The 19542-nt window shown below is 61.6% G+C and carries 19 protein-coding genes; 9 read left to right on the top strand and 10 right to left on the bottom strand.

Going from position 1 to position 19542, the window contains the following annotated elements:
- Positions 1 to 16: 16 nt before the first annotated feature.
- The 5 genes from M0654_RS01955 to M0654_RS01975 form a co-directional block, all read right to left on the bottom strand.
- On the bottom strand, positions 17 to 1534 hold the full coding sequence (locus tag M0654_RS01955) for a D-alanyl-D-alanine carboxypeptidase (RefSeq protein ID WP_248681591.1): 1518 nt from the start codon (positions 1532 to 1534) through the stop codon (positions 17 to 19).
- Positions 1535 to 1673: 139 nt separating this feature from the next.
- Positions 1674 to 2402: a hypothetical protein gene (locus M0654_RS01960; protein WP_248681592.1), complete on the bottom strand. Its 729-nt coding sequence runs from the start codon at positions 2400 to 2402 to the stop codon at positions 1674 to 1676.
- Positions 2403 to 2561: 159 nt separating this feature from the next.
- Positions 2562 to 3128, bottom strand: coding sequence for a transglutaminase-like cysteine peptidase (locus tag M0654_RS01965; RefSeq protein ID WP_245450457.1), 567 nt, complete (start codon positions 3126 to 3128; stop codon positions 2562 to 2564).
- Positions 3129 to 3675: 547 nt separating this feature from the next.
- Positions 3676 to 4284, bottom strand: coding sequence for a PilZ domain-containing protein (locus M0654_RS01970; RefSeq protein ID WP_118849855.1), 609 nt, complete (start codon positions 4282 to 4284; stop codon positions 3676 to 3678).
- Between the two features lie 70 nt (positions 4285 to 4354).
- Complete coding sequence (locus M0654_RS01975) at positions 4355 to 4939, bottom strand: PAS domain-containing protein (RefSeq protein WP_248681593.1); 585 nt, start codon at positions 4937 to 4939, stop codon at positions 4355 to 4357.
- A gap of 185 nt (positions 4940 to 5124) precedes the next feature.
- Between M0654_RS01975 and M0654_RS01980 the strand changes: the two genes are divergently transcribed.
- Positions 5125 to 5883 carry a rhomboid family intramembrane serine protease gene (locus M0654_RS01980; protein WP_390919418.1) on the top strand — a complete coding sequence of 253 codons (759 nt, stop codon included), beginning with the start codon at positions 5125 to 5127 and terminating at the stop codon, positions 5881 to 5883.
- Between the two features lie 129 nt (positions 5884 to 6012).
- Entirely contained in the window at positions 6013 to 6447 is a 435-nt protein-coding gene (locus M0654_RS01985) for a CBS domain-containing protein (protein WP_248681594.1), read from the top strand.
- Positions 6448 to 6477: 30 nt separating this feature from the next.
- On the opposite strand, the gene M0654_RS01990 is transcribed toward M0654_RS01985, so the two are convergent.
- The 3 genes from M0654_RS01990 to folE form a co-directional block, all read right to left on the bottom strand.
- On the bottom strand, positions 6478 to 7431 hold the full coding sequence (locus M0654_RS01990; protein ID WP_248681595.1) for a patatin-like phospholipase family protein: 954 nt from the start codon (positions 7429 to 7431) through the stop codon (positions 6478 to 6480).
- Positions 7432 to 7543: 112 nt separating this feature from the next.
- Positions 7544 to 8005 (bottom strand): phosphoribosyl-AMP cyclohydrolase, encoded by a 462-nt coding sequence (gene hisI / locus M0654_RS01995; RefSeq protein WP_248681596.1) that lies wholly within the window; start codon positions 8003 to 8005, stop codon positions 7544 to 7546.
- Positions 8006 to 8018: 13 nt separating this feature from the next.
- Positions 8019 to 8633 (bottom strand): GTP cyclohydrolase I FolE, encoded by a 615-nt coding sequence (gene folE / locus M0654_RS02000; protein ID WP_118849850.1) that lies wholly within the window; start codon positions 8631 to 8633, stop codon positions 8019 to 8021.
- 275 nt (positions 8634 to 8908) lie between these two features.
- Here folE and M0654_RS02005 point away from each other — a divergent pair, with 275 nt between their 5' ends.
- The 3 genes from M0654_RS02005 to thrS all read left to right on the top strand — a co-directional run bounded on the left by M0654_RS02005 (position 8909) and on the right by thrS (position 11867).
- A complete protein-coding gene (locus M0654_RS02005) occupies positions 8909 to 9358 on the top strand; it encodes an iron-sulfur cluster assembly scaffold protein (RefSeq protein WP_248681597.1) in 450 nt (149 codons plus the stop codon).
- Positions 9359 to 9363: 5 nt separating this feature from the next.
- The gene (yidD, locus tag M0654_RS02010; RefSeq protein WP_248681598.1) at positions 9364 to 9726 is read left to right on the top strand and encodes a membrane protein insertion efficiency factor YidD; all 363 of its coding nucleotides are present in this window, start codon (positions 9364 to 9366) and stop codon (positions 9724 to 9726) included.
- A 116-nt stretch (positions 9727 to 9842) separates the two neighbouring features.
- Entirely contained in the window at positions 9843 to 11867 is a 2025-nt protein-coding gene (gene thrS, locus M0654_RS02015) for a threonine--tRNA ligase (protein ID WP_282571487.1), read from the top strand.
- A gap of 64 nt (positions 11868 to 11931) precedes the next feature.
- On the opposite strand, the gene M0654_RS02020 is transcribed toward thrS, so the two are convergent.
- A complete protein-coding gene (locus M0654_RS02020; RefSeq protein ID WP_248681599.1) occupies positions 11932 to 12915 on the bottom strand; it encodes a hypothetical protein in 984 nt (327 codons plus the stop codon).
- Positions 12916 to 13023: 108 nt separating this feature from the next.
- On the opposite strand from M0654_RS02020, the gene M0654_RS02025 reads away from it, so the two are divergent.
- The 3 genes from M0654_RS02025 to M0654_RS02035 all read left to right on the top strand — a co-directional run bounded on the left by M0654_RS02025 (position 13024) and on the right by M0654_RS02035 (position 15489).
- Complete coding sequence (locus tag M0654_RS02025; RefSeq protein ID WP_248681600.1) at positions 13024 to 13605, top strand: nitroreductase family protein; 582 nt, start codon at positions 13024 to 13026, stop codon at positions 13603 to 13605.
- Between the two features lie 6 nt (positions 13606 to 13611).
- Positions 13612 to 14226, top strand: coding sequence for a flavin reductase family protein (locus tag M0654_RS02030; protein ID WP_248681601.1), 615 nt, complete (start codon positions 13612 to 13614; stop codon positions 14224 to 14226).
- 135 nt (positions 14227 to 14361) lie between these two features.
- Positions 14362 to 15489, top strand: coding sequence for a DUF2336 domain-containing protein (locus M0654_RS02035; protein WP_248681602.1), 1128 nt, complete (start codon positions 14362 to 14364; stop codon positions 15487 to 15489).
- Between the two features lie 11 nt (positions 15490 to 15500).
- Here M0654_RS02035 and M0654_RS02040 read toward each other — a convergent pair whose 3' ends face one another.
- Entirely contained in the window at positions 15501 to 16715 is a 1215-nt protein-coding gene (locus tag M0654_RS02040) for an AI-2E family transporter (protein ID WP_118849844.1), read from the bottom strand.
- 242 nt (positions 16716 to 16957) lie between these two features.
- On the opposite strand from M0654_RS02040, the gene M0654_RS02045 reads away from it, so the two are divergent.
- Positions 16958 to 19525 (top strand): HWE histidine kinase domain-containing protein, encoded by a 2568-nt coding sequence (locus M0654_RS02045; RefSeq protein ID WP_248681603.1) that lies wholly within the window; start codon positions 16958 to 16960, stop codon positions 19523 to 19525.
- Positions 19526 to 19542: the final 17 nt, after the last annotated feature.

Raw genomic sequence — 19542 nt, forward strand, 5'->3', positions numbered from 1 at the left:
CAGGCGAGACTCTCGCTTACTGCTGGGCAGCCCAGCAGCTGATGCCCTTTTTCTTGAGCATGTTGCAGGCCTCGACCGCCTTCTTCTGGTCGCCGAAGCCACCGAAACGGGCGCGGTACATCTGTTCGCCATTGTTGGTGAAGGCGACCGTGAACGGCGTTGCGGAACGCAGCACCTTGCCGCCCTTGTCCTGCGCATTCTGAAGCAGGCCCTGGGCCATCTTCTCGTCAGGCGACGCACCGATCTGGATGACCCACCCCTGCGGAAGCGCTGCAGCCTTGGAAGCCTTGGTTGACGCGGTGGTGACCTGGTCGAGCGCCGGCTTGTTGGTGCGAACGGCAGCGACTTCTTCGCGGCGCTCGGGAATGAATTCCGGGGCAGGCGTCGGGACGGCGGAGACATTCGCCATAGCCTTGTCCATGACCTGGTTGATCACCTTCTTTTGTGACGATTCGCCGGCATAGGCGGTGGCGGCCGGAGCGATCGATGCAGCAGGCTGTTCGCTGTAACGGGATTCCGGACGCGGACCAGCCGGCGGCAGGTCAAGCGCTGCCATCTGGCGGGCTTCGGAAACCTTCGGCTCGGAGCGAACGGGAGCGGTCGGGACGGCAACCGGTGCGGTCGGTGCAGCCTGGGCGATCAGGTTCGATGTGCCGCCGCGCGATGCCTTCGGCAGATATTCGGCGACCAGCTTGCGCATGGTTGCATCACGTGCGGCGCTGGAGCGACCACCAAGTACAACGGCGACGATGGAGCGGCCGTCAAGTTCTGCGGAGGTTGCGAGGTTGCTGCCTGCGGCGCGGGTATAGCCGGTCTTGATGCCGTCGACACCCTTCACGGAGCCAACCAGACGATTGTGGTTGCCGATGACCTGCTTGCCGAAGTTGAAGCTGCGGATGCTGAAATAGTGGTAGTACTGCGGAAAGTGCTGGCGAAGCGCGATACCAAGACGAGCCTGATCGCGTGCCGTCGTCATCTGGGCCGTGTTCGGCAGGCCATGCGCGTTGCGGTAAGTTGTGCGGGTCATGCCGAGCGCACGGGCCTTGCTGGTCATCATCTGCGCGAAGCGGTTTTCGGATCCGCCAACGAATTCGCCGAGAGCCGTTGCGATGTCGTTTGCCGAACGCGTGACAAGGGCGCGGATCGCCTGGTCGACCGTGACCGAGCCACCGGCGCGGACGCCGAGCTTGGACGGAGGCTCCTTGGCGGCATTGGCGGAAACGGGAACGGTGCTGTCGAGGCGGATGCGGCCGGCCTCAAGCGCTTCGAAGGTGAGGTAGAGGGTCATCATCTTCGTGAGCGACGCGGGATAACGCAGGCCATCCGGATCTTCCGAATAGAGCACCTTGCCGGTTTTCGCGTCGACAACGATGCCGGCATATTTGGGAGCCGCAGCCGCGGGAGCCGCAAACGCCGTCAGGGTTATCACTAGGGTGAGAAGATAACCGAGGAACCACCCCGGGATGGCCGCAGCATCCTTCTTAGGGGATGCGGAAAACACTGTTTTTGACACTGCCGCACTCATCGCTTGCATTCACGTTATTACATCCGGCCGCTCCCCCGATCGCAGCCGTTATCCAGCAATCTAGGGGAATAGCGTTACCAAGAGGTTTATGATGAACAATCCGTTGCCCCGGTTTGCTGCATCCGAACCTTGCGGAGCAGCGGGCATTTCACCTGGTGGAGAGCCGGGCTTCGACAAAGGATCTAACTGCGGCATCAATATGTTGCCAGTCCTCCAAAAGGTCGCTGGAGAAGCGATAAAGCACAGAAAGATCCTGTCCGACGTGGATATCTCGCTGGCAGTCACCGCCCGTTGACCTCTCTCCCGCAGCAGGCAGGAGGCAGCGAACGGCATAATCATCTTCGCCAGGACGTGACGCCGTCAGCAGCACTTCCGGGCCATAGCCGGCCTCGGGATCGAGTCGATGAAGGGTGAGGCCGGACTCCGCCTGTTCGGGTGGCCCGTCGAACAGCTTCGAGTAGATGGGATCGACCCGACCCGACATGTCGCGCGACATCGTGCTTTGCGAAAGCTGCAGGAAAATCAGGGTAGACGATTGGCCGGCGTCATCGAAGCGCGCGCGCAGTTCGGGGCGAAAACCCGACATTTCCGGCCATGTCAGGTAAAGATCGGCGCGCTCGGATGTCCCGGAACGGCGCTGGTCGCGGAAGCGGATGACATTGGCGGGAAGTTCCAACTTATCCTGGCCGATCTGCAGCGAAACGAGTTCTTCGCTGTCCGTATGCCCTGCGAGGGAAATCTTTTCACCGAACCAGCGACCGCCAAGGCTGATTCCGGCAGTCAGGAGTGCGAGAAGGGCAATCACGGCCGTCAACCGGTAGATGAACCGGTTGGAGATCAGCGGTGCCTCTTCTGTTTGAGAATGATGGCCAGACACTGCCCGATGCGCTCCGTCGTCGTTGGCTCGTCGCGCGTGGGTAGGGATGGACCCGAAACGCAGCAAGACGAAGCGACGGTCACTCTGGCGTGTCTTGGTTAATGCGGAGTAAATGCGTGGAGGCGGACGCCAAGCAGAGCTGAACTGTCCGCCTGACGATCACTTCGAAACCGCACCCACGGCCATGGCGCGGCCGTCCTGGAGCTTGACCCAGCGCGCAGGGTTGTCGCTCGCCTGTCGCTTGAGGAAGGTGTATTCCGTGTCGGTCCACACCATCACCTTGTTGCGCATGTTGTCGAGAACGAAGTCGCCGCGATCGGTGCGGACGGTCAGCACGGCATGGCCTTCGCCATTTGGCTGCAGGACGACCGTGATCAGCAGGTCCGAGGGAGAGAAGCCCTTGGTCATCAGCATCTTGCGCTTCAGAAGCACGAAGTCTTCACAGTCGCCGACGGTGCGGGGATAGGCCCAACGCTCTTCGACGCCGTAGATCTCCTGGTCGGTCATCGGGGTGATCGACGAATTGACGGTGTAGTTGACGTCGAGAAGCGTGCGCCACTTCTCTTCGGTCAGCGTCATCGGCCCGCGATCCTTATAGGAAGCCGTGCACTCGCTCGTATAGGTCTTGCAGAACTCGTAATGCCCGATCGGCGGGTTCGCCTGGCCGATGACGCGCATGGCGCCGGCGGGCATGGAGAAGGCCGATCCGGCCGAGATGACGGCCATGACGGCGGTGATGGCTGCGAGGCGTATTCCCTTGAGGTGGCTCATGTTCTTGTCTCCCCGTTATGGGAAGGACAATGCCAGGCAGGGTTTGAGCGACGGCAAAATCCCGTAGTAAAAACAAATGCTTATTTGAACTCAATTCTGCTAAATTACCAATCGAATACAGATAAAATTGGATCGATCGGGTTATCGAAGATGGCACGCCGGAAGAGCGTCCGTAACCGCGGCGGAATGCTCGTCGGCCAATGAACTCGGGCTTGTTCGAGGGGGAAGAAGCAGGTCGATGGTGGCAGACCGCGGTGAAAGGTTAACGCGAAGCCTGGCTGAGATGCGCTGATCCATACAAGCTGTCATGAAAAATCACGTCACACGCCGGTTTTACGCCGCAACGTCTCAAGAAAATAATCTCGAAACGGCACATTTTTTTCTGGTCGTAATGGGACAGCAGAGGTGCGATGTGGGCCGATGACACAGGTGATAGCGCGCATGCGCATGGCGCAGGCGCTTTAGGTCGTCACGGGCTGATCACAGAGGGAATGGATGAAGCTTAGAGAAACTCGGTCAGAGTTTCGCGCGACTGGACCGAGCTGAACTCGATCGCGACGCCTTCCATGAAGTGGCGAACCACGCGGCCCCGCATGCTGCCGAGGCGCACGGCCGTGCCAAGGGCAGGCCGGATATCGATGTCGATTGCCGCGCCGGACAGCGAAAGGTCCATGATACGGCAGGCATAACGGCGGCCGTCATCAAGAGTGATCTCGGCGCGCGTATTGCGCGGAGCAAGACGATCATGTCGGCGATCTTCCGGAAGGCCGAGTTCGTGCTTGTTGGCGATCCACGTCAACTGGGCGGCCAGTTTCTCGCGCTTGCGGTCCGTCGCGTTGATCGACATCACGAAGCCGTTAGCTGTGAGGGCGGTGACATTGCCCTCGAGGCGACCCAGGTGATCGAGATAGGCGACGACGCGCTCGCCGACGGCCGGGCGGCCGGCGCAGGTGAAGCTCACGTCGCCAGGCGACATGTCGACAGCGTCACACGGGAATTCTTCGTAGGACGCCAGCATCAGCCGACCGGGCACGTTGACCGTCACGCTCTGGAATGCCCGCTGCGTGGGAGCAACCTGCGTCTGGGTTGGTGCCGGCTGGAATGAATACATTAGGGGTGCGGCCCTGTTGGTGCGTCCCGTCTACAATAGCGTGGCCGAGTTAACAGATGGTTGTTGCACCTCAGGTTGTACGCGCCACCATCGGCTGTGGCGTCCGCCGCGTGTTTGGCTGGTCGGCCTTGTCTGCCGTCAGTGGTACGCCGAAGTGGGCGTCGCTGCCGGTGAGGAAGGTCCAGTCCCTCAGCCGGAAGCCCGGGACAGGCGAGCGTGGCCGGGGCTGGCCGGGCATGACCGGCATCAGTGATCCCAGGACCCGGTCGCAGCCATCGAACTCTGTCGACCAGAGCGGCAGCAGCAACATCTGGTATGGCTGATCCTTTCGGATCTCTGGGAGAACGAGTTCAAGAAGCGCCGGCGTCTCGTATTCGAGCACCTTGTGTGCCAGATCGGCACCATCGGTCGCGTTCGAACCGCTGAAGAGATAACCGAAGGACTGGTCCTTCAACTCGCGATCAAACAGGTCGCAGAGACGGGTCCCCGCCAGGCGGAACGTTGGCGCGCCGGTGTTGCTCTTTGCGATGATGAACAGGTCCGGCAGGAGATGGCGCAGTGCGGATGGGTCAACCTGGGTTCGTAGCGGCGCGATCCGATCGCCCTTGATGTTCAGCCAGTAGTCGAAAAAGGACCGGCTTGCATGGTTTTGCATTCACTGCACCTGTAACATTTCATTCCAAAACCGCGCGTCATGCGCGACCGTTCGCCTTCCTTCAGCGAAAAGCGTGCCATGGCAGGCCCGCCATGGTTAAGGATTCGTTGCGGCAATGCGTCGTGGTCAACAGCCTTGCTGCGCCTTTCCTTTGGCCGGGCGCTTCTGTATGGCTCGAAGGGAACATGCATGGTGAGGTTACGATGGTTGATGGGCGGGACATGCCGGCGGAGCCGGAAGGCAGCGGGCAGGAAATCGAGCCGTCGCCGCCAATATTCAACCTGCCGAACAGCCTCGTTTTCACGCTCGCGCTGCTCGCCCTCATCTATGTCGTGCAGGAATATCTGCTCGGCCCTGAGGAACGCGCCTACCTTGTTATCGACCTGGCCTTCGCGCCGCTCCGCTATGCTTACCCGCTGGCGGAGCAGGGATATGAATGGCTCTGGACGCCGGTCACCTATTCGCTGCTCCACGGCAGCATCGAGCACATCCTTTTCAACAGCCTGTGGCTGATGGCGTTCGGCGCGCCTGTTGTACGTCGCATCGGGACAGTCCGCTACCTGGTCTTCTGGGCACTATCGGCTGTCGCCTCCGCCTTCTTCCATGCCTGGATCAACTGGGGTGATGAAACACTGCTGATCGGCGCTTCCGGCGTTGTATCCGCTCTGATGGGCGCTGCCTGCCGTTTCGCCTTCCCGGGCGAGCGCGGCTATGACCGCATGTACGGACACCTTCTGCCGCGGCAGTCGATCCTCGGCGCCTTCCGCAATCGGACGGTAGTGATCTTCACCGCCATGTGGTTCCTCGGGAACCTGCTCGTCGCCTTCGGGGTAACGCTGTTCGGCGCAGATGTGGGACCGATCGCCTGGGATGCCCATATCGGCGGCTTCCTGTTCGGCTTCCTTACCTTTGGCTTGTTTGATCCGGTGCCTGCACGACGCTGACTGCATTCACGCAAGCTTGATCTCCATTTCAGACCGTCCTAAACTTTCGCCAGCGCGTGGGACAAATAGCGCGTCCGGTGCCGTCCTGGGGAGGGGGACCCGGAAGCCGAATGGTTTGAGGAGAGACCTGTGGCAATCAACGTCAAGAATATGCTGGATGCAAAAGGCCGTGATGTCGTGACCGTAAAGCCCGACATGACATTGCTCGACGTCTCCCGTGTCCTCAATGACAACAAGATCGGTGCCGTCGTCATCACCGGCGTCGATGGAAGGGTCGCAGGCATCTTTACTGAACGCGACCTTGTGCGGGCCGTCGCCGGGTCCGGCGCTTCGGTCCTCGATCAGCCGGTACGCTCGGCGATGACATCCACCGTGCAGCGCTGCACGGAAGACACGACCGTCGATGAACTGATGGGCATCATGAGCGCCGGACGCTTCAGGCACGTGCCTGTGGAGCAGGAGGGAAAGCTGGCGGGTATCGTGTCGATCGGTGACGTCGTGAAATCGCGTATTCGCGAGATCGAGTTCGAGGCCGAGCAGATCAAGGCCTATATCGCCGGCTGAGGCCGCCGCCGAGGAGGAGTCGCCCGCTTCCTAGCGGGCGAAGACTTCCTGCATGCGCTTCAGCGCCGAAATCTGGGCCATGGTTTCATCATAGCCACGCTGGATTGCTTCACCTGCGCGATGGAATTCGGAAAGACCGATATCGGCCAGCCGCGGATGAAGCGCGAGATCCGGTGGGTCGCCGGCAAGACGCGCCCGCGAAATCCTCTCCTGGATGATGTTGAAGGCCTGTACCATGGTTCCGGTAACGCTGACCCGCGTCTCTTCCTGCTTCTTCCGCTCTTCGGGCGTCTGGACGCTGGCGTTCAGCTTCACGACCGCCGAACGGCCAAAGATTTCGTAGTTGAGGTTCACCGCGACGACCAGGGGCTGCTCGTAGGCCCGGCACACCGATGTCGGAACGGGGTTCACCAAAGCACCATCCACCAGCGTGCGGTTGTTGCTCCGCACCGGCTCGAAGATGCCGGGAAGCGCGTAGGAAGCGCGCAAGCCCGTGATCAGCGAGCCGCTGGAGATCCAGACTTCATGACCCGTATGCAGTTCGGTCGCCACGGACACGAACGGCCGGTCGAGATCCTCGATGGAGAGACCCTCAAGGTGTTCCTGCATCCGCTTGGTCAGCCGCATGCCGCCAAGCAGTCCGCCGCCGCCGATCGTCAGGTCGAGAAGGCCTGCAATGCGGCGCATGGTCAGCGACCGGGCGAAGCTTTCAAGTTCATCGAGCTTTCCGGCAAGGTAACAGCCACCGACCAGCGCGCCGATCGAGGTGCCGGCGATCATGCCGACCTCGATGCCGGCTTCGTCCAGTGCACGCAGGACGCCGATATGGGCCCAGCCTCGGGCTGCACCGCCGCCAAGCGCGAGCGCAAGCTTTGCCTTCCGCGGTGCTTCGTTTTCCGGCGGGGTCGGGGGCGTAACGGCTGTGCCGCCTGCTTCGGCAGCGGTGGCGTCAGGTTCCTGACGGTTCCAGCTCCAGTTCAGCATCAGCAAACACCCCCAAGAAAAGCTGAATACCCCTTGGCGCCAATCTAGCGCCTCAAAGGGTTTCGAATCCGTTCATCAGATGGGAGCAACCGACCGAAATCGGGGCAGACGCCTAACGTGTTCCCGCGTCCGAATAAACGACACTTGGATCAAAATGACGCTGATCGTCATTGACTTCAAGAACCGCCGCGCCGTCAACTTTTGTGACCGTGCGATAGAAACAGGAGCGCCGGCCGGTGTGACAGGTGGCGTCATGTCCTGCGACGGAAACCTTCAGCCACACGGCGTCCTGGTCACAATCGGTGCGCAGTTCATGCACTGTCTGCAGGTTTCCGGAAGATTCGCCCTTCTTCCAGATCTTGCCGCGCGAGCGGCTGTAATAGTGGGCTACACCGGTTTCCACCGTCAACGCCAGCGCCTCGGCGTTCATATGCGCCACCATCAGCAGTTCGCCGTCGCGCACGTCCGTCACGACGGCTGTGACGAGGCCATTGGCATCGAATCGTGGCGTGAACGGACCGGCAGCTTCCAGCTCTGCCTTGTCGGCAGATGGACTTGCGAACGAGATGGACATGAGGCGCCTCTGGTCAGCGATTGCGGGCAAGCGTGAAGAAGCGAGCCTGCTCGGCGGCGTTGGTCTTGAACTCACCGGTGAAGGTGGTCGTCAGCGTATGCGATCCATGCTTCTGCACACCGCGCATTTCCATGCACATGTGCTCCGCCTCGATCAACACGGCAACACCACGCGGCTTCAGCGTGTTCTGGATTGCCTGGGCGATCTGCGCCGTCATGTTTTCCTGCGTCTGCAGGCGGCGACCGAAGATTTCCACAACGCGGGCGATCTTCGACAGGCCGAGAACCGGGCCGGACGGCAGGTAGGCGATGGTCGCCTTGCCCTTGATCGGCAGCATGTGGTGCTCGCAATGCGAAAAGAACGGAATGTCGCGCACCAGCACGATGTCGTCGAAGCCGGACATTTCCTCGAAGGTGCGGCCCAGCACGTCTTCGGCGGCCAGGTCATAACCGGAGAAAAGCTCGCGGTAGGACGCAGCAACGCGCTTGGGCGTATCCAGCAGGCCTTCCCGGCTCGGGTCGTCGCCGGCCCAACGCAGAAGAACGCGAACGGCTTCCTCTGCCTCCTGCTGGGTTGGACGGGCCTGCTTTTCCTGCGTGCCCGGGAAATTCTTCACGATGGCATCCATCTATCGTCTCCCGATGCGGTTCAAGGCCGCATCCGACTGTTCGTCACTCACGCCTTAGCGGGCCCCGAAGCGCCACGAATAGTAAGGCAATTGGGCGTTATCTGACCGCTGCCCGGCTCTTTTACAAGACATCCTATCCTCATTTCGATAGGATTTCGTGAAAAGATCCGTTCTTGATGATCCCTGCGCACCATCACATATAAGGGTCCGAGATTCATTCTGGTAGATCGCCAGCGAGCACAGAGTGTTCACCAGCCAACAGGCAAAACAGCCCCATGGACGACATTTACAATAGCAAGATCCTGGAATTCGCGGGCAACATCACGCGCGCCGGCACTCTGCCCGATGCTGATGCTAGCTCGGAGAAGCATTCGAAGCTCTGCGGCTCCAAGGTCAAAGTGCACTTGAAGATGAGCGGCGATCGCATCACCGATTTCGCCCATGAGGTGCGCGCCTGCGCGTTGGGCCAAGCCTCGTCCTCTATCATGGCGCGCCACGTCGTTGGCGCCAGCGCCGCCGAGATCCGCCAGGCACGCCAGGACATGCTTGCGATGCTGAAGGAAGGCGGTGAGGGGCCGGAAGGTCGCTTCGAGGAAATGCGCTACCTGAAGCCGGTCAAGGACTACAAGGCCCGCCACGCCTCCACGATGCTGACCTTCGACGCCGTGGTCGATGCGATCGACCAGATCGAGGCGAAGACGCAGGCCAGCGTGGCGGTCGGCTGACCGGCATGTGCGGCGCGCCTGATTGTCGACATCCTGAAGCCCCGGCGCGTTCCGCCGGACGCAACTGGCGCGGTCCCTTCCGCAAGACCCCGGACCGTCTGCTCGGCATGGGCCTGATCCGGCTGTATCAACTCACGCTCTCCGGCTTCATCGGAAATAGCTGCCGGCATATCCCGACCTGTTCCGAATTCGGTTACGAGGCCGTCGCCCGCCATGGTTTGTGGCCGGGCGGCTGGATGACGCTGTTTCGCGTCGCGCGTTGCGGGCCGGGCGGCGCCAGCGGACTTGATCCGGTGCCGGAGACACTGGCGGGGCGCCAGCATTGGTGGATGCCGTGGCGTTATTGGCGGCCAAGCCACAGCGCCTAAAACCTTTACTTGTCCGCCTGTTTTCACTAATACGCACGCGTTCATGCTGCTGGCCTGCGTCGGCGGCCCTTTTTGACCACCCGCATTCGTTGGCGGGACTGGACAGGAGAATTCAGATGTCCGTTTCCCTTACATTCCCCGATGGCTCCGTTCGCGCTTTTGAAGCCGGAACGACCGGCCTTGCTGTCGCCGAATCCATTTCTAAGTCGCTTGCAAAGAAGGCCGTGGCGATCGCGCTCGATGGCCAGTTGCGCGACCTTTCCGACCCCGTAACCGACGGCAAGATCGAGATCGTCACGCGCACCGATCCGCGTGCGCTTGAGCTCATCCGCCACGACGCCGCCCACGTGATGGCCGAGGCGGTGCAGTCCCTGTGGCCGGGAACCCAGGTCACCATCGGCCCGGTGATCGAGAACGGCTTCTATTACGACTTCAAGCGCGTCAACAAGGAGACGGGCGAAGACTGGCCCTTCACACCTGACGATCTGCCGAAGATCGAAAAGAAGATGAAGGAGATCATCCAGCGCAACGAGCCTTTCACCAAGGAAGTCTGGTCGCGCGATGAGGCCCGCAAGGTGTTCGGCGACATGGGCGAGACCTACAAGGTCGAGCTTGTTGACGCGATCCCGGAAGGCGATGATGTCAAGATCTACCGCCAGGGCAAGTGGTTCGACCTTTGCCGTGGCCCGCACATGGCCTCGACCGGCCAGATCGGCACGGCCTTCAAGCTGATGAAGGTAGCTGGCGCCTACTGGCGCGGTGACAGCAACAACCCGATGCTGACCCGTATCTACGCAACGGCCTGGGCCACGCAGGAAGAACTCGACCAGTACCTGCATGTGCTGGCTGAGGCCGAAAAGCGCGACCACCGGAAGCTCGGCCGTGAGATGGATCTGTTCCACTTCCAGGAAGAAGGCCCGGGCGTTGTCTTCTGGCATGGCAAGGGCTGGCGCATGTTCCAGACCCTGACTGCTTACATGCGCCGTCGGTTGGCCGGCACTTATGAAGAGGTCAATGCACCGCAGGTGCTGGATGCGTCGCTCTGGGAAACCTCCGGTCACTGGGGCTGGTACCAGGAGAACATGTTCGCCGTGAAGTCGGCCTATGCGTTCACGCATCCGGACGACAAGGAAGCCGACAACCGCGTCTTCGCGCTGAAGCCGATGAACTGCCCGGGTCACGTGCAGATCTTCAAGCATGGCTTGAAGTCTTACCGCGAATTGCCGATTCGACTTGCTGAATTCGGTACCGTGCACCGTTACGAAGCCTCCGGCGCCCTGCATGGCCTGATGCGCGTTCGTGGCTTCACCCAGGACGATGCACACGTCTTCTGCACCGACGAGCAGATGGCAGCCGAATGCCTTCGCATCAACGACCTGATCCTGTCCGTCTATGAAGACTTCGGCTTCAAGGAAGTTGTCGTGAAGCTGTCGACGCGGCCTGAAAAGCGCGTCGGTACGGATGCGCTTTGGGATCGCGCCGAATCCGTCATGATGGACGTGCTGAAGACGATCGAAGCCCAATCCGGCGGTCGCATCAAGACGGGCATTCTGCCAGGCGAGGGCGCGTTCTACGGTCCGAAGTTCGAATACACGTTGAAGGACGCGATCGGCCGCGAATGGCAGTGCGGCACCACCCAGGTTGACTTCAACCTGCCGGAGCGGTTCGGCGCCTTCTACATCGACCAGAACTCCGAGAAGACACAGCCGGTGATGATCCACCGCGCGATCTGCGGCTCGATGGAGCGCTTCCTTGGTATCCTGATCGAGAACTTCGCGGGCCACATGCCGCTCTGGATCGCGCCGACGCAGGTCGTCGTCGCAACGATCACATCGGACGCGGATGATTATGGGCGCGAAGTCGCAGAAGCGCTGCGCGATGCTGGCATGGTCGTCGAGACCGACTTCCGCAACGAAAAGATCAACTACAAGATCCGCGAGCATTCGGTCACGAAGGTTCCGGTGATCGTCGTATGCGGCCGTCAGGAAGCGGAGAACCGTTCGGTGAACATCCGCCGCCTCGGCTCTCAGGCGCAGACCTCCATGTCGCTGGACGAGGCAATCGCTTCGCTTGCACTCGAGGCAACGCCGCCGGATGTCCTGCGCCGCCAGGAAGCGAAGAAGGCAAAGACTGCCGCTTAAAACAGAAAAGGCAGCGCTCGTTACCGGGCGCTGCCTTTTTCTTATGGAATCTGCGATCCTTGGATCAGTTCACGTCGCTCGTGGCGCCCGCCACCTGCTTGCTGTCCCGCATCAACACCTCGACATCGCTGTTGCGGCCGGATTTGACGCTGAACTCACGCTGGTAAATCTTGTTCTTGTTGCGGGCGACGGCAAGATATTCACCTTCCGCCAGCACCATGGTCGAAAAGGCGCTGACGCTCTCGTTGACGACGTCGCCGGCCGCCGTCAGCACCGACCAGGCCGTATCGGCAATCGCTTCACCACCCGGCTGTGACACCAGCTTCAGCGTGATCTGCGCCGCACGATGCTGCAGGACAGCCTGGGTCAGCTTGCCTGCCTCGACCTGAATGTCGGCGCGCACCACGGCGTTCACATCGCCATATTCGGAGACGATGTGGTAGGTGCCGGCGTTGAGGCGTACAACGGTATTCGGCGCAACGTCGGCCATCACCAGCGCCCTGTCGCCATTCTCTTTCTGCTCGGCTGCATAAACGGAGAAGCTCAACTGCTTCGGCGGAATGCGCTGGTCAGTTCCAGCCACGGCGTTCAGCACGAAGCCGCCGGCATCGAGCACCAGCGTCTGCTTTGGCACGTCACCCGTCTCAGGCACGGTCAGTTTCTTCGTGACGCCCGCCCGGCCAAAGGCGCAGTTGACGAAATATTCGCCCGGCGACAGCTGGAACGCGGCCGGACCACCTTCTGAGCTTGCGACAAGGGGAAGCTTGCCATCTTCACCGGCAATCGGGCTGAACACGCGCCAGACCAAGCCTTCCTGCATGACCTCGCCATCCGCTGTCAGCTTGGCATCGAAGGCGACATCGCGCGCATTCGTATTCGCTTCTTCGCTGCCGACGGCCGAAAAGGCATTGATCTTCGGCATCTTGGCCGTGCTGTCGAGCTGACGAAAGCTCTTGAAGGCATCTTCCTGAGCCCACACGGACGACGCCAGTCCGACGACCAGCCCTCCCGCCACAAGGGTGCGTGCCACAGTGATGATGCCTGACATGATTACGGTACCAATTGACTCTTGTTTTACCGCGAGCCACTTGAGACTAATGTCGGGGCGATTTCAAGGCCTTCCCGATGCATCCTCTCCCGCTCGAAAGATGACATAATGCAGAACGATATCAAGCTCATTGACTTTCTCCGCGACCGACACTCCACCCCCGTTGCCCAGATCAAGGAACCGGGGCCGACGCAGGAGGAACTGGATGAGATCTTGACCTTTGCCGTGCGCGTTCCCGACCATGGGAAGATCGCACCATGGCGGCTGGTTGTGTACCGTGGCGATTTGCGGCAGAAGCTCGGCGAGGCGTTCCTGAAGCTGGCGCTCGAGAAGGACCCGGAGATGACGGAAACTGCCCGGCAGGCGGAACTTAACCGTTTCACCCGCGCGCCGCTCGTCGTCGGGGTGGTCAGCACGGCGGCTCCACATCCGAAGATCCCGGAGTGGGAACAGGTTCTTTCGGCTGGCGCGCTGGCCTTCAACCTCGTGCTTGCGGCGCAAGCGCATGGCTATGTCGCCAACTGGCGCACCGAATGGATCGCCTATGATGATGCCGCGCTCGACGTTCTCGGGGTCAAGCCCGGCGAGAAGGTGGCAGGTTTCGTCCATATCGGCTCGAGTGACTTCCCGACGCCGGACCGCCCGCGGCCTGAACTCTCGCAGGTCGTCACCTATGCCGGCGAGGTGTAACGCCAGATGTTCTACACAACAGACACCAACCAGCATGGCCTCAAGCATGATCCGTTCAAGGCGATCGTTGCGCCGCGGCCGATCGGCTGGATCGGAACGAAGGGCAGAGATGGTTCGCTGAACCTCTCGCCCTACTCCTTCTTCAACATCGTCTCCGACCAGCCGAAGCTCGTGATGTTTTCGTCGAGCGGGCGCAAGCACAGCCTGAAGAACGCCGAGGAAACTGGCGTCTTTACTGCGAGCCTCGCCAGCCGGCATCTTGCCGAGCAGGTGAACGCCTCGTCTGCGGCCGTCGAATACGGCGTCAGTGAATTCGAGCTCTCGGGCCTGACGGCGAAGATGGCCGTAACGGTGGATGCGCCCTTCGTGGCGGAAGCTTATACGGTGCTCGAGTGCCGCGTGACCGAGATCATCAACCCCAAGGGGCTCGATGGCGAAGCGTCAGACTCGTTCATGGTGCTGGGCGAGGTGACCGGCATCCACATCAGCGAAACGATTCTGCGCGACGGGCGAATCGACATGTCGCTTGCCAAGCCTATCGCCCGCATGGGCTACATGGACTATGCCGATGGGGGCACGGACGTGTTCCAGATGTCTCGCCCGGCCGTTGCCCGAGGCTGAATTTCGGCTCCGAAAGGCCGGGGTATCCGGGCCTTTCAGCCTTAATAAACATGGTGAACTAATCTTAAACTATTAAGCGCTACCTTTCATGACAGCCGACCGGAGTTCCTCCGGCATGTGTTCTGGGGCTGGGGCGTGATTGTAGAGGCATTTCTTCGTTGGTCGGAAACGGCAAAGGCGGGTGATCGGGCCAAGGCGGCGAATGCATTGGGACGCGCCTATCTGCAATGTCTTGCAGGCACGGAGCGTCAGCGCGCCGCAGGGCTCGCAATGACCTACCTGCTTGATGACCCGTCTCCCCGTGTACGCCTGGCTCTGGCCGAAGCGCTCGCTGACGCTGACATCGCCCCGCGGGGCGTGATCATCTCGCTCGCCGAAGACCAGCCGGAAATCGCCTGCACCGTCATTACCCGCTCTCCCGTGCTGACGGATGACGACCTCGTCGATCTCGCCGGGCGCGGTGACAGCCTCAGGAGAGGCATCATTGCCGCCCGCCCGTCGCTCTCGCGCTGCGTGGCCGCCGCGATCGCCGAAATCGGCGACGAGGGCGAGGCGCTGATCCTGCTCGAAAACGAGACTGCATCCATCACCCGGGCATCGCTGCGGCGCCTGGCTGAGCGCTTCGGCCATCGCTGCGACATCCGCAACATGCTGCTTGATCGCGAAGACCTGCCGGCTGATGCCCGCCACATGCTGGTCACCTGCGTCGCCGACACCTTGCTGCGCTCGCCGCTCGTCTGCGGGACCATGGCATCCGGCCGCATCGAACACGTCATGCGCGAGGCCGGCGAAGCGGCAACCGTCACCATCGCCGGCACGGCAGCCGGCAACGAGGTCGTGGCGCTCGTCGAGCACCTGCGTGCTGGCGGTCACCTGACGCCTGCCTTCCTCATCCACGCGCTCTGCACCGGCAAGGTAGATTTCTTTGCCAAAGCCATGGTGTCCCTGTCAGGATTGGAGGAGCGGCGCGTCCGCGCCATTTTAGCCACTGCCCGCGTTCACGCCGTGCGCGCGCTGTTCGAAGCTGCAGGCCTCGGCCGGGAACTGGCTGAAGTATTCGTGGAAGCCGTGCTCCTGTGGCGTCAGGCCGCGTCCGAACTCGCCGTCGGCAGCATCTCACTGCGTCTTCTCGAAAGACTGCGCCAGGACCGCAACACGCTCGCCGCGCCGATCGAAGTCCTCGACATGCTCGAAAAGCTCTGCCGTGTTGAAGAGCGCCTCAATGCCCGCTCTTACGCAAGCCGTCTTTCGATCGCAGCCTGAGCCTTAGCCAATCAGTTCTTGATGGACGCAGCGGTCCGGACCACCGGATGTTCGGCGGGACCGGTCGCGAGGTCTGCCGCCTCGATCTCGCCTGTCTCGGCGTTGCGCACTTCCCGGATCCATTCCCGCCAGATCGACACAAGCAGTGCCATCAGCACCGGGCCAATGAACAGGCCAAGGAAGCCCATCGTGCTGACGCCGCCGACCAGTCCGAAGAAGGTGGGCAGGAAGGGCAGCTTGATCGGGCCGCCGACCAGTCGGGGCCGCAGCGTCTTGTCGACGATGAAGAGCTCTACCGTCCCCCAGGTCAGTAGCCCGAGGCCGGCAACATAGTTGCCATTGGCAACGAGGTAGAAGGAGATCAGCGTGAAGGAGAGCGGCGCGCCACCCGGAATGAGCGCCATGAAACCGGTGATGACGCCAAGCGTCACGGGCGAGGGGACGCCGGCGATCCAGTAGGCGATGCCGAGCACGATGCCTTCGCCGATGGCGATCAGCGTCTGGCCGGTGACCGTGGAACTGATGGTGGCGGGAACGACACGCGAGATCCGCTCCCACCGCGACGGCAGGATGCGTTCCCCAAGCAGGTCGATCTGCTGGCTGAAGGAAGCGCCGTCGCGATACACGAAGAACAGCGCAATCAGCATGAAGATCAGGGTCAGCGCAAGGTGGAAGGCGCCGTCGCCGGCCGCCAGGATCGCACGGTAGATATTGCCGATATTCGCACCGCTGACGATCTGGATGAGCTCGCCGATTGCGCCAGGCGAGCCGATCCGCTGAACCCATTGCACGCCGAGCCATTCACCGACCCATGGCAGGCCGGTAATCCAGGCCGGTGGGGGCGCACCGAACCGGTTGACCTCGGCAGCCCAGACGATCCACTGGCGAACTTCGCCGATCGTATAGGTGATGGCTACCGCGAGCGGAACGATCAGGAAGACGAGGATGGCAATGATGGCAAGCGTTGCGCCGATCGTGGTGCTGCCGCCGACAGCGCGAAGCAGCCTGCGATAGAGAGGCCAGCTTGCAAAACCGATGACGAGGGCTGCCAGCACCGGCACGAGGAAGCCGTGGAAGAAGTAGATGCCTGCCGCAACAACGAGGATGAGAAGCCATCGGGCTGCAGAAATGGGAGGGATCAACGCAACACGACTAGGCGCCGCCGGGCCCAGCCAACGCGGCTCCGGGGCGGCCTTATGATCTACACTTCCATTCACCAGCTTCATTCCTTGGGGTTTCCCCGTCATCATATGGCTGACGGAGCCTCTTGCCGCAAGACTTTGTAACGCCAATTAGGCAAGCATCTGCTTGCCCTAAACAGCAGATGCGATAGAAATATGTTGCTGTGTGCCGGTTTGTGCCGGAGTTGATGCTAATCGTAATGAGGTGACCGTTTTCAGTCTTTGGCGGGAACCAGTGCTTTTGCTGCTCATGTCGTTTGGCGGAGACGGCTTTCAGGAACTTTGACATGCCCCCCATGCAGACGGTCGATCTCACCAACTGCGACCGAGAGCCCATCCACATTCCCGGCAGCATCCAGCCTCATGGGTGTCTTCTCGCCTGCGATTCCGCGGGCTCAGAGATCCTGCGGTATTCCGCCAATGCGCCAGAGATGTTGTCCATCGGCGATGGCCTGAACGGCAAGCGGCTTGAAGACATTGTCGGTGGAGAGGCGGCCCACAGCCTGCGCAACGCGCTCGCGACCTCCGATGACCCGGCACGACCAGCGCTGCGGCACGCGGTAAGGCTGCCGTCCGGCGGCATCTTCGACATCGCCATCCATCGGCTGGCATCCGCCGTCATCCTTGAGTTCGAGCCGGCCTCGACCGATTCCGACCAGCCGCTTGAAGTGGCCCGCATGCTGATCAGCCGCATCCGCAATGTCGGCAGCCTCGACCGGCTCAGCGACGCTGCGGCGCGGCTCACATATGCGATGCTCGGCTATGACCGCGTCATGGTCTACCGCTTTGAAGAGGATGGGTCCGGCAAGGTCGTCAGCGAATACAAGCGCCGTGACCTGGAAAGCTTCAAGGGCCAGTATTTCCCGGCCAGCGATATCCCGAAGCAGGCCCGCGCACTCTACCTCAAGAACACCGTTCGCATCATTGCCGACGCCAGCGGCGAGCGCGTGCCGATCGTGCCGGAACTGGACGAGGCGGGGGAGCCGCTGGACCTTTCATTCGCGCATCTGCGCAGCGTGTCCCCCGTGCACTGCGAATACCTTCGCAACATGGGCGTCGCCGCCTCCATGTCGATCTCCATCGTTGTCGACGAGGAGTTGTGGGGCCTGATCGCCTGTCACCATTATTCGCCGAAGACGCTGTCGATGCCGCAGCGCGTGGCGGCCGAAACCTTTGGCGAGTTCTTCTCTCTCCACCTCAACACGCTGAAGCAGCGGCAGTTGATGGAAACCGTCAGCGGCGCCCGCCGCTCGCTCGACCGCTTCCTTCATACGGCCTCGCATCACGACAATATCGGCGAGCTTCTGCGCACCTCCCTCGGAGACTTCTCCGCCATGATCCCGTGCGACGGCATCGGGCTGTGGCTGGACGGCATCTGGTCGAGCAACGGCACCGCACCGTCGCAAGAACTCGCTGCCGAACTGGCGGAGCTGATCGGCGTTGCCGGTGGCGGACGCGTCTGGACGACATCCTACCTCTCGCGGGACCTGCCGGATTCGCGTGTGTCCCCGGAGGATGTCTGCGGCGTCATCGCCATCCCGCTGTCGCAGCGTCCGAGGGACTACCTGTTCTTCTTCCGCCGCGAGGTTGTGCAGACGCTCAACTGGGCCGGCAATCCTGACAAGTCCTACAATGTGGGGCCGCTGGGGGATCGCCTGACGCCGCGCAAGAGCTTTGCGATCTGGAAGGAACTCGTCCATCACCAGGCGCAGCCCTGGACGGACGGCGATCGGGAAATTGCCGACGCGATCCGTGCGGTCCTGGTGGAGATCGTCCTGCATCACAACGAACTCCTGGCCGATGAACGCGACAAGGCCGATGTGCGCCAGCGGATGCTGAACGAGGAGTTGAACCACCGCGTCAAGAACATCCTGTCGATCATCAAGGCGCTGGTTGGCCACTCGGTCGATGCCAAGGTCAGCCTTCAGGATTACATTGCCGCCCTGAAGGGCCGCATCCAGGCGCTGGCGCTGGCGCATGACCAGGTCGTGCGCGGCAGCGATGGCGGCCTGCTTTGCGATCTTCTTGAGGCCGAGCTCAAGCCCTATAGCGAGGGTCGCCGCACGGTGACCCTGAAGGGCCCGAGGGTATGGCTCGATAGCCGGACATTTTCAGTCATGGCCTTGGTGCTGCATGAGATGTCCACCAATGCCGCCAAATATGGCGCGCTGTCGCAGGACGGCGGACGGCTCGATATCGAGTGGAGCCATCTGCCGAACGGCGATTGCGAACTGAACTGGCTCGAAGAGGGTGGGCCTCTCGTGCGTCCGCCCCAGCGCAGCGGCTTTGGCAGCGTGCTGATCGGACGCAGCGTTCCGTACGAACTGGATGGCCAGGCGACAGTGGATTACCGGCCTGAGGGCGTCAAGGCGCGCTTCCTCATCCCGAGCAAGCATATCCACGTCGAAACGGATCCAGCCGAACCCGTCGTCGTCTCAGCGGATGCGTTGCCGTCCGCCACCAATGGCGCGGCAAGTCTGGCGGATCTCGAACTGCTACTCGTTGAAGACCAGATGCTGATTGCAGCGGATGTCGAGGCGATGCTTGCCGATCACGGCATCAACAAGGTGACGACGACGCCATCGGCGGCCGATGCCTTCCGCCGCCTGAAGGAGTACACCCCGGATTTTGCAATTCTCGACGTCAATCTCGGCTCGGGCACGTCATTGCCGATCGCAGAGGAATTGATCCGCCGAGACATCCCGTTTGTCTTCGCAACCGGTTACAGCGACCGCTCAATCATCCCGTCGAGCTTCTCGGCACCAGTGGTGCGCAAGCCGTATGAGGCTGCGACGCTGATCAGCGCCGTGACCAACGTGCTGGTGTCTCGTACGAACGGCACCCAGTCGTCTTGAAGGCTTTGTAGGCTTCG

The sequence above is a fragment of the Neorhizobium turbinariae genome, assembly GCF_023223505.1.
Classification (GTDB): Bacteria; Pseudomonadota; Alphaproteobacteria; order Rhizobiales; family Rhizobiaceae; genus Neorhizobium; species Neorhizobium turbinariae.

Bases quoted from the DNA above. Each gene is read 5' to 3' on its own strand.
- M0654_RS01955 (WP_248681591.1), bottom strand. From the start codon at position 1,534: ATGCAAGCGATGAGTGCGGCAGTGTCAAAAACAGTGTTTTCCGCATCC.
- M0654_RS01965 (WP_245450457.1), bottom strand. From the start codon at position 3,128: ATGGCCGTCATCTCGGCCGGATCGGCCTTCTCCATGCCCGCCGGCGCC.
- M0654_RS01970 (WP_118849855.1), bottom strand. From the start codon at position 4,284: ATGTATTCATTCCAGCCGGCACCAACCCAGACGCAGGTTGCTCCCACG.
- M0654_RS01975 (WP_248681593.1), bottom strand. From the start codon at position 4,939: ATGCAAAACCATGCAAGCCGGTCCTTTTTCGACTACTGGCTGAACATC.
- M0654_RS01980 (WP_390919418.1), top strand. From the start codon at position 5,125: ATGCATGGTGAGGTTACGATGGTTGATGGGCGGGACATGCCGGCGGAG.
- M0654_RS01990 (WP_248681595.1), bottom strand. From the start codon at position 7,431: ATGCTGAACTGGAGCTGGAACCGTCAGGAACCTGACGCCACCGCTGCC.
- hisI (WP_248681596.1), bottom strand. From the start codon at position 8,005: ATGTCCATCTCGTTCGCAAGTCCATCTGCCGACAAGGCAGAGCTGGAA.
- folE (WP_118849850.1), bottom strand. From the start codon at position 8,633: ATGGATGCCATCGTGAAGAATTTCCCGGGCACGCAGGAAAAGCAGGCC.
- M0654_RS02005 (WP_248681597.1), top strand. From the start codon at position 8,909: ATGGACGACATTTACAATAGCAAGATCCTGGAATTCGCGGGCAACATC.
- yidD (WP_248681598.1), top strand. From the start codon at position 9,364: ATGTGCGGCGCGCCTGATTGTCGACATCCTGAAGCCCCGGCGCGTTCC.
- thrS (WP_282571487.1), top strand. From the start codon at position 9,843: ATGTCCGTTTCCCTTACATTCCCCGATGGCTCCGTTCGCGCTTTTGAA.
- M0654_RS02020 (WP_248681599.1), bottom strand. From the start codon at position 12,915: ATGTCAGGCATCATCACTGTGGCACGCACCCTTGTGGCGGGAGGGCTG.
- M0654_RS02025 (WP_248681600.1), top strand. From the start codon at position 13,024: ATGCAGAACGATATCAAGCTCATTGACTTTCTCCGCGACCGACACTCC.
- M0654_RS02030 (WP_248681601.1), top strand. From the start codon at position 13,612: ATGTTCTACACAACAGACACCAACCAGCATGGCCTCAAGCATGATCCG.
- M0654_RS02040 (WP_118849844.1), bottom strand. From the start codon at position 16,715: ATGAAGCTGGTGAATGGAAGTGTAGATCATAAGGCCGCCCCGGAGCCG.
- M0654_RS02045 (WP_248681603.1), top strand. From the start codon at position 16,958: ATGCCCCCCATGCAGACGGTCGATCTCACCAACTGCGACCGAGAGCCC.